The sequence below is a fragment of the Variovorax sp. ZS18.2.2 genome (genome assembly GCF_024701975.1).
Classification (GTDB): Bacteria; Pseudomonadota; Gammaproteobacteria; order Burkholderiales; family Burkholderiaceae_C; genus Variovorax.
The window spans coordinates 2,177,228-2,191,756 of record NZ_JANLNM010000001.1; the positions used below are offsets into that span (position 1 = coordinate 2,177,228).

Sequence of the window (14,529 nt, forward strand, 5' to 3'; positions counted from 1 at the left end):
GGGGGCTCCGCCGCGCTCCGCGCGATCAGGCTGCGGCGTCGTCGTTCTCGGCAGCCGAGAAGTTGACGGCACGACCCGGCACGATGGTGGAAATGGCGTGCTTGTAGACCATTTGCGTCACTGTGTTGCGGAGCAACACGACGTATTGGTCAAAAGACTCGATCTGGCCCTGCAGCTTGATGCCGTTCACCAAATAAATGGAAACCGGCACATGCTCGCGACGCAGGGTGTTCAGAAACGGGTCTTGCAGAAGTTGCCCTTTATTGCTCACGATATTCTCCGTGTTCAAGAGTAGTTGTTGGAGAGATGACCTTAACACAGGGTTTCTGCGCTGCAGCAATCGGGGCCAAAAGCCTTGAGAAAATAACGGTTCTCAAAAGACGGAACTTCCGTTCCAGCTGCAACTCATCGGCCGCCATCGGTGGCCAAGCGCGCCCAAACGCAATTCAGCTGTCCTTGTCCGCAAATGGATTTTGCGAGCTTTTGAACTGGATCCGCAAGGGCGTGCCCACCAGGTCGAATTCCTTGCGGAAGCGCCCTTCCAGGAATCGCTTGTACGCATCGGTCACGTGCTCCAGCGAATTGCCGTGGATGATGATCACCGGCGGATTCATGCCGCCCTGGTGCGCATAGCGCAGCTTGGGCCGGAACATGCCGCCGCGCTGGGGCGCCTGGAATTGCACCGCCTCCAGCAACAGGCGCGTAAGCACCGGCGTCGACATCTTGCGGGTGGCCGATTTGTGCGCCTGCGCAATTGCCTGCCACACCGGGCCGAGGCCCTGACGCTTGATGGCCGAGATGAAATGCAATGACGCGAATTTCAGGAACGGCAACCGGGTTTCGATCTGCCGCTGAATCTGCTCGCGCTGGTAGCTGTCGACCGCATCCCACTTGTTGATGGCGATCACCACTGCGCGGCCGCTCTCCAGGATGTAGCCAGCAATGTGCGCGTCCTGGTCGGTCACGCCTTGCGTGGCGTCCAGCAGCAGCAGCACGACGTTGGCCGACTCGATGGCCTGCAGCGTCTTGACCACCGAGAACTTCTCGATCGCCTCGAACACCTTGCCCTTGCGGCGCAGGCCGGCGGTGTCGATCAGCTCGAAGCGCTGGCCGTTGCGCTCGAACGGCACCGAGATGGCGTCGCGCGTGGTGCCCGGCATGTCAAAGGCCACCAGGCGCTCTTCGCCGAGCCAGGTGTTGATCAACGTGGACTTGCCGACATTGGGCCGGCCGGCCACCGCCAGCTTGATGGGCTTGTTGACGTCGTCTTCGTCGGCCTCATCGTCCGGATCCGGCAGGTTCAGCGGCTCGAGGGCCAGCTCGACCAGGTCGCGCATGCCCTGCCCGTGCGCGGCGGACACGCCGTGCACGTCGCCAAAGCCCAGTTCGTAGAAGTCGACCAGCTTGGTGCCGTCGTGCATGCCTTCGGCCTTGTTGGCCGCCAGCACGCAGGGCTTGCCCAGCCGGCGCAGCTCGTTGGCGATGTCGTGGTCTTGCGCCGAGAGGCCTTCGCGGGCATCGACCACGAAGATCACCACATCGGCCTCGGCCACGGCCTGCCGTGTCTGCTTGGCCATTTCCTTGTAGATGCCGCTGCCCGCGTCGGGCTCGAAGCCGCCGGTGTCGATCACGATGAACTCGTGCTTGCCCAGGCGGCCGTTGCCGTAGTGGCGGTCGCGCGTAAGGCCGGCGAAGTCGGCGACGATGGCGTCGCGCGTCTGGGTCAGGCGGTTGAAGAGCGTCGACTTGCCGACGTTGGGACGGCCGACCAGGGCCACGACCGGCTTCATGGCCGGCCTTTCGATGGCGCGGTTTTCATGGTCGGGCCTTGAGAGTGGGAAAAGAAGAAATTATTCAGGGCGATAGCCAAACACGCCGCCCTTGGCAGTCACGACCACGACCGTGTTGCCGGCCAGGACCGGCGCAACGGTGATGGCGGAGCCATCGGGCGTAACGCGATTGAGCAGCGCGCCGTCTTCGCGCGAAACGAAATGCAGGGACCCGGTGTCCTCGCCGAGGATCAGCGAGCGGCCCACCGCGAGCGGCGAGGTCAGCACACGGTTCTTGAAACGGGTCGATTGCCAGGCGCGTTCACCGTCGCCGCGGCGCCAGGCCGTGACGCTGCCGTCGGATTCGGTGCCGTAGACAAAGCCTTCGTCGCCGGTGACGCCGTCCGCGCCCGAGGCCGGCTTGCTCCAGACCAGCGCACCGCGCTGGGTCTCGACGCAGCCGACGCTGGCGTAGTAGGCACGGGCGCAAACGCTGTCGCCGAAGCGGCTCACGCTGCCTGTCAGGTCGACCAGGCGCTCCACGTCGTTGGTGCCGCGCGGTGCCGCGATGGGCGACTCCCAGCGCGACGTGCCGTTGGCCGGGTTGATGCCGACCAGCCGGCCGCCGATGCCGGCGACCAGGGTGTCGCCCACGGCGATCAGCACGCCCGACTTGCGCAGCACGAGGTTTTCACCGGGGCGCTGCTGCAGCCAGAGGCGGCGGCCGCTCTGGCCGTCCCAGGCGCTGATGCTGCGGTCCGCGGTCTGCACGAACACGCGGCGACCTGCGACCAGCGGTGCGGTGAAGGCCTGGGCCGACAGCTTCTGCTTCCACAGGACCTTGCCGCCTTCGATGGCAACGAGTTCGTTGTTGGTGGTGACGACCGCGGCCATCGTGCCATCGCTGCCGACGCCTGCCGCCAGCGTGGCGCCCGCGTTGGCGCGCCAGGTTTCGCGGCCGGCACGGGCGTCGATGGCCACGATGGTGCCGTCGCTGCCGGCCACGGTCACGATGTCGCCGCTGACGTCGGCGGTGAGCGGGAAGCTCACTTCCGGAATCTTCACGCTCCAGGCCTGGCGCACGCCGAGCAAGGCGGGGTTGGCGGGCAGCTCGGCCGGCTTCGGCTTGCTGGTGCCCGAACAGGCGGCCAGCAGCGCTACCAAAACAAGAGCGGAACCTGCGCGCAAGGCGCCCGATTCAGGCATGAGACGCTTGAAATTCATGATGCGGTCAGGAGTTTTTGGGGGCTGCGGGTGTGACAGTGATGGTCGGCGCCAGGCTCTTCGGGTCGACACCGACCGCGTTCAGCTTGATCTCCACCAGTCGGCGGTAGTCGGAGGTCGCGCCCAGGCCCGTCCAGGCCTTGCGGTATTCCTGCTGCGCCTCGTCGCGCTTGCCCTGTGCCATGTAGATGTCGCCCTTGCGGTCGGCCACCAGCGGCTCGAAATCCTTGGGCACCTTGCCGTCGAGTTGCTTGAGGGCTTCGTCGTACGACTTGCCGTCGAGCAGTTCGGCCGCTAGCCGCAGCTTCGCGATGGCCTGGTAGCCCGGGTCGATGGCGCTCTGCGCCACCCAGCCCAGCGCGGCACGCGATTCCTCGACCTTGCCCTTTTCGTACAGCGTCTTGGCGGCCAGCAGGCCAGCCTGCTGCGCATAGGCGGTGCCGGCGAAACGTTCCTTCATGTCGCCCAGCACGCGCTGGATGCGCTCGACGTCGCCGGACTGCGTGCTGCGCTCGACCTCGTCGTAAAGGGCCGCAGCCTGGGCTGCCTTGCTGCGCTGGAAGTACTGCCAGCCGTTCCAGGCCACGAAGGCGCCGGCGACGAGCAGCACGACCCAAGTGATCAGGGTGCCGTAGGTGTTCCAGAAATGCTTGAGCTGGTCGAGCTGTTCCTGTTCTTCGAGATCGAGATGAGTTGCCATGCGCTGTCAGGTGTTGGGAGCCGGGGATTGTAGGGTGGCGGCCCAGGTGGCCACTTCGGCGAGCGGCCGGGCGATTTGCGCGCCGCTGCGGTCGCGCAACGCCTTGAGAGTCACTTCGCCGCGTGCAAGTTCATCGGCGCCGAAGATCAGCGCGTAGGTCGCGCCGCTGTTGTCGGCTTTCTTCATCTGCGACTTGAAGCTCGCCAGGCCCTCGGCCGTGGCGCCGTGCATCTGCACACGCACGCCGGCTTCGCGCAACTGCTGCAGCGTGCGCAGCACCTGCGGCATGGAGGTCGCGTCGGGCACGACGGCGTAGGCATCGGGAGCCGGCGCGGGAATGTCTGAGCCCTGCTCTTTCAGCAAGTCGAGGACGCGCTCCACACCCATGGCCCAGCCCACGGCCGGTGCAGGCTTGCCGCCAATCTGCTCGATCAGGCCGTCGTAACGGCCGCCGCCGCAAACGGTGCCTTGCGCACCGAGGCGATCGGTGACGAACTCGAACACCGTGAGGTTGTAGTAGTCGAGCCCGCGCACGAGACGCGGGTTGATCGTGTAGGCGATGCCGTTGGCCTGGAGGATGGCCTGCAGCCCCTCGAAGTGCGCGATCGATTCGGCTCCGAGAAACTCGCTCAGCTTGGGCGCCGACTCGACCACATCCTTCATGGCCGGGTTCTTGGTGTCGAGGATGCGCAGCGGGTTGCTGTGCAGGCGGCGCTTGCCGTCTTCGTCGAGCTTGTCGGCATGCTGCTCGAAGTGGGCGATGAGCTGAGCACGGTGCAACGCGCGCTCGGCGGGCTGGCCCAGGCTGTTGAGTTCGAGCCGCACATCGGTCAGGCCGATGGCCTTCCAGAGCGCGCTGGCCAGCAGGATCAACTCTGCATCGACATCGGGACCGGCAAAGCCGAGCGCCTCGGCGCCGATCTGGTGGAACTGGCGATAGCGCCCGCGCTGCGGCTTCTCGCGGCGGAACATCGGACCCGTGTACCAGAGGCGCCGGGGACCGTCATAGAGCATGTTGTGCTCGATCACGGCGCGCACGAGGCCGGCCGTGTTCTCCGGACGCATCGCGAGATGCTCGGCCTGGCCGTGCTTGTCGGAGCGGTCCTCGAAGGCGTACATCTCTTTTTCGACGATGTCCGTGACCTCGCCGATACCGCGCACAAACAGCGCCGTGTGCTCGAGGATCGGCGTGCGCACGTTGCGGTAGGCGAAGCGGCCCATCTGCTCGCGCACGGTGGCCTCGAGCCACTCCCAGCGCGCCGATTCGGGCGGCAATATGTCGTTCATGCCTTTGACGGCATTCAATTTTTCAGCCATGAGTCTGCGGAGGTGTCAGGCAGCGACGGCGTGTTCGCCGCCGAAGCGCTTTTCGATGTAGGTTTCGACGAGTTGGTGGAACTCGTTGGCGATATTGTCGCCGCGCAGCGTGAGGGCCTTTTCGCCGTCGATGAAGACCGGCGCGGCGGGCGCCTCGCCGGTGCCGGGCAGGCTGATGCCGATGTCGGCGTGCTTGCTCTCGCCAGGGCCGTTGACGATGCAGCCCATGACGGCCACCTTCATCGTCTCGACACCCGGGTATTTCTTGCGCCAGACCGGCATCTGCAGCCGCAGGTAGTCGTCGATCTGCTTGGCCAGTTCCTGGAAGGTGGTGCTCGTGGTGCGGCCGCAGCCGGGGCAGGCCGTGACGCTGGGCACGAACACGCGCAGGCCCAGGGCCTGGAGGATTTCGTTGGCGATCAGCACTTCCTGCGTTCGCGACTCGCCCGGCTGCGGCGTGAGCGACACGCGAATCGTGTCGCCGATGCCCTCCTGCAGCAGGATCGACAGCGCCGTGGCCGACGCCACCGTGCCCTTGGTGCCCATGCCGGCTTCGGTCAGGCCCAGGTGCAGCGGATAGTCGCAGCGCTTCGCAAGTTCGCGGTACACGGAGATCAGGTCCTGCACCCCGCTCACCTTGCACGACAGGATGACCTGGTTGCCAGCCATGCCCATCGATTCGGCGAGCTTCGCGGATTCGATGGCCGAGGTGATCAGCGCCTCGTACATCACCTGCTTGGCATCCCAGGGCTCGGCGCGCTGGCTGTTCGTGTCCATGAGGCTGGCGAGCAGTTCCTGGTCGAGGCTGCCCCAGTTCACGCCGATGCGCACCGGCTTGTTCCAACGCATTGCGGCGTCGATCATCTGGCCGAACTGCTTGTCCTTCTTGTCGCCCTTGCCCACGTTGCCGGGGTTGATGCGGTACTTGCTCAATGCCTCGGCGCAGGCTGGATAGTCGGTGAGCAGACGGTGGCCGTTGTAGTGGAAATCGCCGATCAGCGGCACATCGATGCCCATGCGATCGAGCTGCTCGCGGATGTAGGGCACCTGGGCCGCGGCCTCGGGCGTGTTGACCGTGATGCGGACCATCTCGGAGCCCGCGATGGCGAGTTCTTTCACCTGGATCGCGGTGCCGATGGCATCGACCGTGTCGGTGTTGGTCATCGACTGCACGCGCACCGGCGCATCGCCGCCTACCGTGACGACACGCGGGCCCCAGGCCACGCTGGCCTGGCGCGAGCGGCGCGCCTTGGGCGCCGCCGATTCGATGGCTGATTCGATGGGTTGAGGAGTGCAGTCAGTCAAGTCGGTCACGATGTCACCTCGAAACGCGCCACGCCGCCGCCGCGCGTGACAGGCTTCAGATCGTAGGCCTTTCCGCGCACCTGCACATCGACGGCCGAGGCACGGCCCACCACCACCGAGAGCGGCAGCGTGCCCGACAGCCCGACGGTTTCGCCGGCCTGCAAGCTGCGGCGCAGCAGTTGCTTGCCGCCGGCTTCGGTCACGGTGATCCAACACTCTTCGCGTGCCACGAAAACCAGTTGCTGGCTGCTGTTTGCAGCGGCAACGGGAGATGCCGATGCGGGCGCGACGGCTGCAGGGACAACCGGGTTTGCATTGGCGGCCGCGGCGAGTGCATCGCCTGCCGGGCCCGTGGGCGCGACAGCTTGCACGGGAACGTTCTCGGCAACAACGCCCGACGTGCCCGAAGCCGATCCGGCCGCAGGCGCCTCACCCGTCGAAGCCGCATCGGGCGCGCTGCGCGACGTGAGGCGCGAGACCGAGGCGCCGATCTGATCGAAGACCGACTGCGGCAGCCAGAACAGCGCGCCCGCGCCGATCAGCAGCAGCACGACCACCGTCAGCAGCGCCCGTGACGGCAGCACGCTGGAGCGCCCGCCGTTCCAGCGCGGCGTGCCGGAAACGATGTTGGTCTTGAGGGTGCGGTCGGCCACGGCCAGCGCTGTGTGCTGGGTGCTCGGCAGCTTGGCGAGCACGGGCGCCGGATCGATGCGCAGGGCCCGGCAGACGCTGCTGGCCAGGGCGCGCGCAAAGACCGGGTCGGGCAGCGAAGCGATGTCGTCCGCCTCGAGCGCCATGAGCTTTTGCGGCGGCACCTTGAGGGCGGCCGCGACCATTTCGATGTGCAGTCCGTGCGCCTCGCGCGCTTCGCGCAGCAGGTCGCCGGCCGTCTTGTGCGTGATGTCGCCTTCCTCGAGCGGCAGTGCCGCGGAAGTGCCGAACTCCGAAACCCGTTCAGTCATTGAAATTCCCGCGCTCGTACGCTGATGCCTCCCGCGATTGGGGGAAGCGGCGTTGCAGTTGGCCTCCCAACTGCGCGATGGCCTCGCGGTTGTTGAGCTTGCGTTCGATCTTGATGCCGAGCCAGAGCGTCTCGGAGCTGGCCGAGGGGCTGTTGTTGACGCGGCGAATGTAGAACTGCGCGCGCTGCCACTCCTCGCGCTGCGCCAGCACCGACGCCAGGTTGAAGCCGACCACTGGATTGCCGGCGTCGATTTCGTAAGCCTGCAGGAGGCTGCGCTCGGCCTGCGGGCGCAGCCCGGCCTTGAGCTCGCAGACGCCCTGCGTCATGAGCGTCTTGGCGCGGTCGTTGTAGCTGGGCACGGCGAGCGCTTCGGTGAACTGCTGGGCGGCGTCGCCAAAGCGGTTCTGCTGGCAGAGCAGCCAGCCGTAGTTGTGGCGGATGTTGGGATCGCGCGGGGCGATCGCGATCGCGCGGCGGAAGCTGTCTTCGGCCAGGCCCGCATCTTCCAGGCGCATGTAGACGAGGCCGCGCAGGTTGTAGGCGTCCGCGTAGTTGGGGTCGGCCACCAGCGCCTGCTTGATTTCGTCGAGCGCGACGGTGGTCTGTCCATGTTCGAAATAGCCCGAAGCCAGTTCCATGCGCAGGCGCGCGCGGCGCTGGCGGTTGGTTTCGTCGGACTCCGTCACCATCTCGGTGGCCTTGCCCGAGCTGGTGTCGGCCAGGCTGGTGGTAGTGGTCCGCGTGTTGACGCAGCCCGCGAGCAGAAACGCCACGGCGACACCGGCAAGGCTTGCAGCCAGCATGCGCTGCGTGCTCGCGGTGATCATCGGAAAGGCCTTGCTCATCGGTTCAATGCTCCTGGGGGACGGTGGGGTTCTTGCGCATCGGGTGCAAGACAACGGGACGTTCGGTTGCACGGCGCTGGGCCATGCGTTCGGCGGCGCGGGTGCGGTCCTTGACGTCGCCAGCGAGCTGCCCGCAGGCGGCATCGATGTCGTCGCCGCGCGTCTTGCGCACAGTGGTCACGAGGCCCGCTTCGCTCAGCGTCCGGGCGAACGCCAGCACGCGCGGCTGCGGCGAACGCAGAAGGCCCGAGGCCGGAAACGGGTTGAACGGAATCAGGTTGAACTTGCACGAGACATCGTGCTTGCGCACGAGCTCGACCAGCTGGCGCGCATGCTCGGGCTGGTCGTTCACGCCGTCGAGCATGCAGTACTCGAAAGTGATGAAGTCGCGCGGCGCGTGTTCGAGGTAGCGCTTGCAGGCTTCGAGCAGTTCTGCAATCGGGTACTTGCGATTCAGCGGCACGAGGTCGTCGCGTAGCGCATCGTTGGGCGCGTGCAGCGAAACGGCCATGGCCACCGCGCAGTCGCTGCCAAGGCGGTCGATCATCGGCACGACGCCCGAGGTCGACACGGTGACACGGCGGCGCGACAGCCCGTAGGCGTTGTCGTCGAGCATGGTGCGCAATGCGGGCACCAGCGCGGTGTAGTTCTGCAGCGGCTCGCCCATGCCCATCATCACCACGTTGGAGATGACGCGCTCGTCGCGCTTCAAGTGCTTGCGCAGGAAGTGTTCGGCAAACCAGAGCTGGGCGACGATTTCGCCCGTGCTCAGGTTGCGGCTGAAGCCCTGATGCCCGGTCGAGCAAAAGCGGCAACCGACCGCACAGCCGGCCTGGGACGACACGCACAGCGTGCCGCGGTCGTCCTCGGGAATGAATACGGCTTCGACGGCATTGCCATCGCCGACGTCGAACAGCCACTTGATCGTGCCGTCCTTGGATTCGTGCTGCGTGAGAACCGGCAAGGCCTCCACACGCGCGGTGGTCGCGAGTTTCTCGCGCAGCGACTTGGCCAGATCGGTCATCTGGGTGAAGTCGCTGGCGCCACGCTGGTGGATCCAGCGGAACAGCTGCGTGGCGCGGAAACGCTTCTCGCCGAGTTTTTCGCAGAACGCAGCCAAACCCTCGAGATCGAAGTCGAGCAGGTTGGCCGTGGTCATGGAATCAGTCGGCAGACAGCTTCAGCGTGCGTAGACGTTGAGGCCGGCGAAGAAGAACGAGACTTCGTTCGCTGCGGTTTCGGGAGCGTCCGAACCGTGCACGGCGTTGGCGTCGATGCTGTCGGCGAAGTCGGCGCGGATGGTGCCGGCGGCTGCCTTCTTGGGGTCGGTGGCGCCCATCAGGTCACGGTTCTTGGCGATGGCGTTTTCGCCTTCGAGCACTTGCACGAACACGGGGCCCGAGATCATGAACTCGACCAGATCCTTGAAGAAGGGACGATCCTTGTGGACCGAGTAGAACTGTTCGGCTTCGTTGCGCGACAGATGCACCAGCTTGGCGGCGACGATCTTGAGGCCGGCAGCTTCGAAGCGGGAAACGATCTTGCCGATGACGTTCTTGGCGACAGCGTCGGGCTTGATGATGGAGAGGGTACGTTCGATAGCCATTGAAATGCTTCCTGCAGCTTTGATTTTGAAGTGTTTTGTCACAACTGCAACGAGTTTGTTTCGTCACGAGTCGACAAAGCCTCTGATTTTAACCGGCGCGGCCTTCGGGATTGGTGAAAACCCCGCGAAAGCCGCGCCGCGCCGTGACGGCTGGCTTTCAGCGTCCGCGGCGGCGTGAGCCGGCCGGGCCGCCGTAACCACCACCGCCCGAAGCACCACCGCCACCGCTGCGGCGCCCCCCCGGTCCTCCGCGCTGCTCCTTGCGCTGGCGCGAGAAGCTGTCGGCACCGATGTAGCCCAGCGAGGTCTTCATCGGATCGGGTTGGTTGGCGCCACTCGGCTGGCGATCGTCGCCCTGCTGGCGATTGCCGCCGCCCTGCCCCTGGCGGTTATTGCCACCGGCATTGCCGCGGCGCTGCTGCGGGGGGCCGCCGTTGCCGCCACCGCCGCCGCGGTTGGCTCGGCCACCGCGACCGTCGCCCAGCGGACTCGGAATGGGCGCCTCGCGCCCCTCATCGCGCATTTCGCGCGGCTGCTGGCCTTGCCCTTGACCCTGTCCACCGCCATTGCGGTTGCCGCGGCGCTTCTTGTTGCGTCCGTTGCGACCACCGCCTTCGGGACCACCAGGGCCACGTTGCTGAGGCGCTGCAGGGCGCGCAACCGCACCGCCGGAGGCCTGGAACAGCGCACGGATGTCGCGCTCGTCCAGTTCCATCCAGGCGCCACGTTTCAGGCCGCGCGGCAGCACCATCGCGCCATAGCGGATGCGAATCAGCCGGCTGACCGCATGGCCCACCGACTCGAACAGCCGGCGCACTTCGCGGTTGCGACCTTCGGAAATGGTGACGCGGTACCAGCAGTTGGAGCCTTCGCCGCCACCCTCTTCGATGGTGCCGAACTGGGCCATGCCGTCTTCGAGGCGCACGCCGTCGAGCAGCTTCTGCTTCTCTTCGCTGCTGAGGGCACCCAGCACGCGCACCGCGTACTCGCGCTCCAGGCCGAAGCGCGGATGCATCAGTTGATTGGCCAGGTCGCCGGAGCTGCTGAACAGCAACAGGCCTTCGGTGTTCAGGTCAAGGCGGCCGACCGATTGCCACTTGCCCTGCTGCAGGCGCGGAAGCTTGCGGAACACGGTGGGCCGATTCTGCGGATCGTCATGCGTGACCACTTCCCCGACGGGCTTGTGGTACGCGATCACGCGCGGCGGCGGCGGCGCGATGCGGTAGCGGATCGGCTTGCCGTTGATCTTGACCTGGTCGCCGTACTGGATGCGCTGGCCGATGTGGGCGGGCTCGTTGTTGACCGAAATCCGGCCCTGCAGGATCAGCCCCTCCATCTCGAGCCGCGAACCCAGGCCGGCCTGCGCGAGCACCTTGTGCAGCTTGGGCGAATCGGCTTCGGGCAGCAGCACACGCTTGAGCGGCGGCACCTCGGGGCTTTCCTCGTCGGCGTCGAACTGGCCCGAGATGACGTCCGCGAAGCGGATCGGCTCGGGCGGCAGTGCGTTGCGCTGCTCGCGCTCGGCGGCACGGCGGGCGCGGTCGAGGTCGTCTTCTTCCTCGTCGGGCTCTTCGTCTTCGTCCTCGTCGTCGTCCTGATCGCTCTGGTCGCTCTGGTCGCCCCGGGGAGCGTCCTCTGTCAGGCGCTCTTGCCGAGCGGCTTCGACCGGCGCGGCAGCGGCAACCGGCAACTCGACCGCGGGCTCTACAGGCTCGGCCTGCGCGACCACGGGCGATGCCTCGGCCTCATCGGCAGCAGCCTCGATGACCTTCTTCTTGCGCGGGCGCCGCTTCTTGGGAGCCTCGCCATCGGCAGGCGCAGCGGAATCGATCGCAGCATCCGCAGCCTGTTCGGGCGCTTGCGCCTCTTTCTTCTCGGATTCAGGCGCGATCGGCAGGATTCCCGCGTCGTCGATGTCAGATGGGCTCATGGGGTTTTTCCGGAGGAACTGCGTGGGGATCGACCTCGTCCTGGGACGCGGCATCGGGGTCGGAGTCGGTAGTAATGGGGGTGGGCTCGGCTTCGACGGGAGATTCGGCCTCTTCGCCTGTGGGAAGCAGGGTTTCATCCGCTTCGGCCACATCGGCAGCTGCGGCGTCTTCGGCAACCTGCGCAGCGGCGGCTTCCACCACTTCGGGTGCGGCTTCGACGGAGTCGCTGACCGGCAGCGGCGCCTCTTCCGGCATCACATCCGCATCGCCATCGGCGGATGCATCAGCATCCGATTCGGCGACCGCGTCCATGGGCAGGCCTGGCTGGTTGCCAGAGGCCTGCTCGAGCGCATCGACCAGCGCGGCCTGCTGCGCAGGAGTTTCGATCAGCGGCAACTGGTCGAGCGAGGCAAGACCGAGATCATCGAGAAACTGGCGGGTGGTCGCATACAGCGCGGGCCGACCGACGGTTTCGCGGTGGCCGATCACCTCGACCCAGCCGCGGTCCTCGAGCTGCTTGAGGATCAGCGAGTTGATCGTGACACCCCGGATGTCTTCCATGTCGCCGCGCGTGGCCGGCTGACGGTAGGCAATGATGGCGAGCGTTTCGAGGGCGGCGCGCGTGTAGCGCGGCGGTTTCTCGGGGTGCAGGCGATCGAGGTGGTCGCGCATCTCGGGCCGGCTCTGGAAGCGCCAGCCGCTGCCGACGCTCACCAGCTCCAGGCCGCGTTGCGCCCAGTCTTCCTGCAGTTCAAGCAACAGCACCTTGATGGTGTCCACACCCAACTCGTCGTCGAACAGCACGCGCAGATCGCGCACCGGCAACGGCTGGCTCGAACAGATCAAGGCGGTTTCGAGAATGCGCTTGGCATCCGCCGTATTCATGGTTCGCGTTATCCGGGAAAAAGGCGCCGAGTGGGCGCTTGTTCAGAAGGATGAAAGAAGGAGGCGTTGCCGGCACACGGCGAGTGCAACGCAGGGCCGGCTTCGGGGGGCCGGCGCGGCCCTTGGGCCGTCAGGCGCGATTGTAGTCCAGCCCCCAGGACTGCAAAGCCTGAACAAGGTCCGGCGGCGGTGGCGAACGGAACTCGAGCGCAGCCTGCGTGACGGGGTGCACGAAGGCCAGCCGGAACGCATGGAGCGCCTGGCGCGCCAGCCCGACGGCCGGGGCGCCGCCGTAAAGCGCATCGCCGACCAGCGGATGGCCGATCGACGCCATGTGCACGCGGATCTGGTGGGTGCGGCCCGTTTCGAGCGTGCAACGCACCACACAGCCCTCCGAATGGCTGTCGAGCCGCTCGATCAGCGTGCGGGCCGTCTTGCCCGCGTTGCGCTCCAGATCGACCACGGCCATGCGCAGCCGGTTGCGCGGATCGCGCCCGATCGGGGCATCGACCTGGCGGGCCGCGGCGCTGATCCACGGCTTGTGTCCGATGGCGAGGTACTGCCGCTTGACCTCGCGCGCGGCGATCAGCGCCACCATCGCGTCCATCGCGGCGCGGGTGCGCGCGACGACCATCAGCCCGCTGGTGTCGCGGTCGAGCCGATGCACGATGCCCGCGCGGGGCAGCAGCACGGCCTTCGGGTCCAGCGCCAGCAGCCCGTTCAGGAGCGTGCCGCTCCAGTGGCCCGGGGCCGGATGCACGACCAGGCCGGCCGGCTTGTCGACGATGCGCAGGTGCTCGTCCTCGAACACGGTGACCAGGTCCATCGGCTCGGGCCGAAAGGCCTGGCTCTGGGGCGTGGGGCGCAGTTCGATGTGCCCTGCCTGCCCGGCGCGCACGGTGGCCGAAGCCTTGGTCAGCGTGCGGCCCTGGAACTCGACCGCACCGGCCTCGATCAACTGCTGCAGGTAACTTCTGGAAAATTCGGGCACCAGGGCGGTCAGCGCCCGGTCGAGCCGCTGACCGTGCAGTGCTTCGCTGACCACAAAGGGGCGCAACTCGCTCGGCTCGACCGGATCGGCGCCCTCTTCGAGCTCCATGGTTTCCGGGGGATCGGCCAAAGGGTCGGTCGATATAATTGAAGTCAACTGTTTCACGAAAGCCGTATGTGATGTTTCGCGCCAAATTATCGGTCCCCGCCTGGATCGCGCTCAGCGCGGCGGCTCTGCTCGCTACCGGCTGCTCCTCCACCAAGGAAGACAAGACCGCTTCCTGGAGCCCCAACCGCATTTACTCGGAAGCCAAGGAAGAATCCAGCTCGGGCGCCTACGACAAGGCCGTGCCGCTGTACGAAAAGCTCGAAGGCCGCGCCGCCGGCACCCCCCTCGCGCAGCAGGCCCAGCTGGAAAAGGCCTACGCCCAGTACAAGGGCGGCGAAAAGGCCAATGCCATCGCCACCATCGACCGCTTCATGAAGCTGCACCCGGCCAGCCCGGCGCTCGATTACGCGCTCTACCTCAAGGGCGTGATCAACTTCAACGACGACCTGGGCATGTTCGCGTTTCTGACCCGCCAGGACCTGTCCGAGCGCGACCAGAAGGCGGCCAAGGAATCGTTCGAGTCGTTCCGCGACCTCGTGACGCGCTTCCCCGATTCGCGCTATGCCCCCGACGCGCGCCAGCGCATGAACTACATCGTGAACTCGCTCGCGCAGTACGAGGTTCACGTGGCGCGCTACTACTACACGCGCGGCGCCTACCTGGCGGCCATCAACCGGGCGCAGATCGCGCTGTCCGACTACCGCGAAGTGCCGGCGCTCGAAGAGGCCCTGTACATCATGGTGAAGTCGTACGACGCCCTCGGCATGAAGGACCTGCGCGACGATGCCCAGCGCGTGCTGACCACCAACTATCCGCAGAGCACCTACCTGGCGAACGGCTTCAAGGGCAACAACGACCCTTGGTGGAAGGTCTGGTAGTCAGCG

General features: G+C 66.4%; 14 protein-coding genes. 1 reads left to right on the plus strand and 13 read right to left on the minus strand.

The annotated features are described in order from the left end of the window. Nucleotides 1–25: 25 nt before the first annotated feature. From hfq to NU688_RS10295, 13 genes are all read right to left on the minus strand, one after another. On the minus strand, nucleotides 26–289 hold the full coding sequence (gene hfq, locus NU688_RS10235; RefSeq protein ID WP_018902784.1) for an RNA chaperone Hfq: 264 nt from the start codon (nucleotides 287–289) through the stop codon (nucleotides 26–28). A gap of 157 nt (nucleotides 290–446) precedes the next feature. Further along, complete coding sequence (gene der / locus NU688_RS10240) at nucleotides 447–1,790, minus strand: ribosome biogenesis GTPase Der (RefSeq protein ID WP_257860418.1); 1,344 nt, start codon at nucleotides 1,788–1,790, stop codon at nucleotides 447–449. Nucleotides 1,791–1,850: 60 nt separating this feature from the next. After that, nucleotides 1,851–2,993, minus strand: coding sequence for an outer membrane protein assembly factor BamB (gene bamB, locus NU688_RS10245; RefSeq protein ID WP_257860419.1), 1,143 nt, complete (start codon nucleotides 2,991–2,993; stop codon nucleotides 1,851–1,853). A gap of 7 nt (nucleotides 2,994–3,000) precedes the next feature. Further along, a complete protein-coding gene (locus NU688_RS10250) occupies nucleotides 3,001–3,693 on the minus strand; it encodes a tetratricopeptide repeat protein (protein ID WP_257860420.1) in 693 nt (230 codons plus the stop codon). A gap of 6 nt (nucleotides 3,694–3,699) precedes the next feature. Further along, complete coding sequence (gene hisS / locus NU688_RS10255) at nucleotides 3,700–5,010, minus strand: histidine--tRNA ligase (protein ID WP_257860421.1); 1,311 nt, start codon at nucleotides 5,008–5,010, stop codon at nucleotides 3,700–3,702. Nucleotides 5,011–5,025: 15 nt separating this feature from the next. After that, entirely contained in the window at nucleotides 5,026–6,315 is a 1,290-nt protein-coding gene (ispG, locus tag NU688_RS10260; RefSeq protein WP_257860554.1) for a flavodoxin-dependent (E)-4-hydroxy-3-methylbut-2-enyl-diphosphate synthase, read from the minus strand. A gap of 5 nt (nucleotides 6,316–6,320) precedes the next feature. Continuing rightward, on the minus strand, nucleotides 6,321–7,277 hold the full coding sequence (locus NU688_RS10265; RefSeq protein WP_257860422.1) for a helix-turn-helix domain-containing protein: 957 nt from the start codon (nucleotides 7,275–7,277) through the stop codon (nucleotides 6,321–6,323). Then, nucleotides 7,270–8,124, minus strand: a complete 855-nt coding sequence (pilW, locus tag NU688_RS10270; protein ID WP_257860423.1) for a type IV pilus biogenesis/stability protein PilW — start codon at nucleotides 8,122–8,124, stop codon at nucleotides 7,270–7,272. Before pilW ends, NU688_RS10265 begins: the two co-directional genes overlap by 8 nt. A gap of 4 nt (nucleotides 8,125–8,128) precedes the next feature. Next, on the minus strand, nucleotides 8,129–9,283 hold the full coding sequence (gene rlmN, locus NU688_RS10275; protein ID WP_257860424.1) for a 23S rRNA (adenine(2503)-C(2))-methyltransferase RlmN: 1,155 nt from the start codon (nucleotides 9,281–9,283) through the stop codon (nucleotides 8,129–8,131). Between the two features lie 21 nt (nucleotides 9,284–9,304). Continuing rightward, on the minus strand, nucleotides 9,305–9,730 hold the full coding sequence (gene ndk, locus NU688_RS10280; protein ID WP_257860425.1) for a nucleoside-diphosphate kinase: 426 nt from the start codon (nucleotides 9,728–9,730) through the stop codon (nucleotides 9,305–9,307). A gap of 157 nt (nucleotides 9,731–9,887) precedes the next feature. Continuing rightward, nucleotides 9,888–11,660: a pseudouridine synthase gene (locus tag NU688_RS10285; RefSeq protein ID WP_257860426.1), complete on the minus strand. Its 1,773-nt coding sequence runs from the start codon at nucleotides 11,658–11,660 to the stop codon at nucleotides 9,888–9,890. Beyond that, nucleotides 11,647–12,546 carry an SMC-Scp complex subunit ScpB gene (gene scpB / locus NU688_RS10290; RefSeq protein WP_257860427.1) on the minus strand — a complete coding sequence of 300 codons (900 nt, stop codon included), beginning with the start codon at nucleotides 12,544–12,546 and terminating at the stop codon, nucleotides 11,647–11,649. Before scpB ends, NU688_RS10285 begins: the two co-directional genes overlap by 14 nt. Nucleotides 12,547–12,676: 130 nt before the next feature. After that, a complete protein-coding gene (locus tag NU688_RS10295; protein WP_257860555.1) occupies nucleotides 12,677–13,645 on the minus strand; it encodes an RluA family pseudouridine synthase in 969 nt (322 codons plus the stop codon). A 71-nt stretch (nucleotides 13,646–13,716) separates the two neighbouring features. On the opposite strand from NU688_RS10295, the gene NU688_RS10300 reads away from it, so the two are divergent. Next, nucleotides 13,717–14,523, plus strand: a complete 807-nt coding sequence (locus NU688_RS10300) for an outer membrane protein assembly factor BamD (protein ID WP_257860428.1) — start codon at nucleotides 13,717–13,719, stop codon at nucleotides 14,521–14,523. The last annotated feature ends 6 nt before the right edge of the window (nucleotides 14,524–14,529 follow it).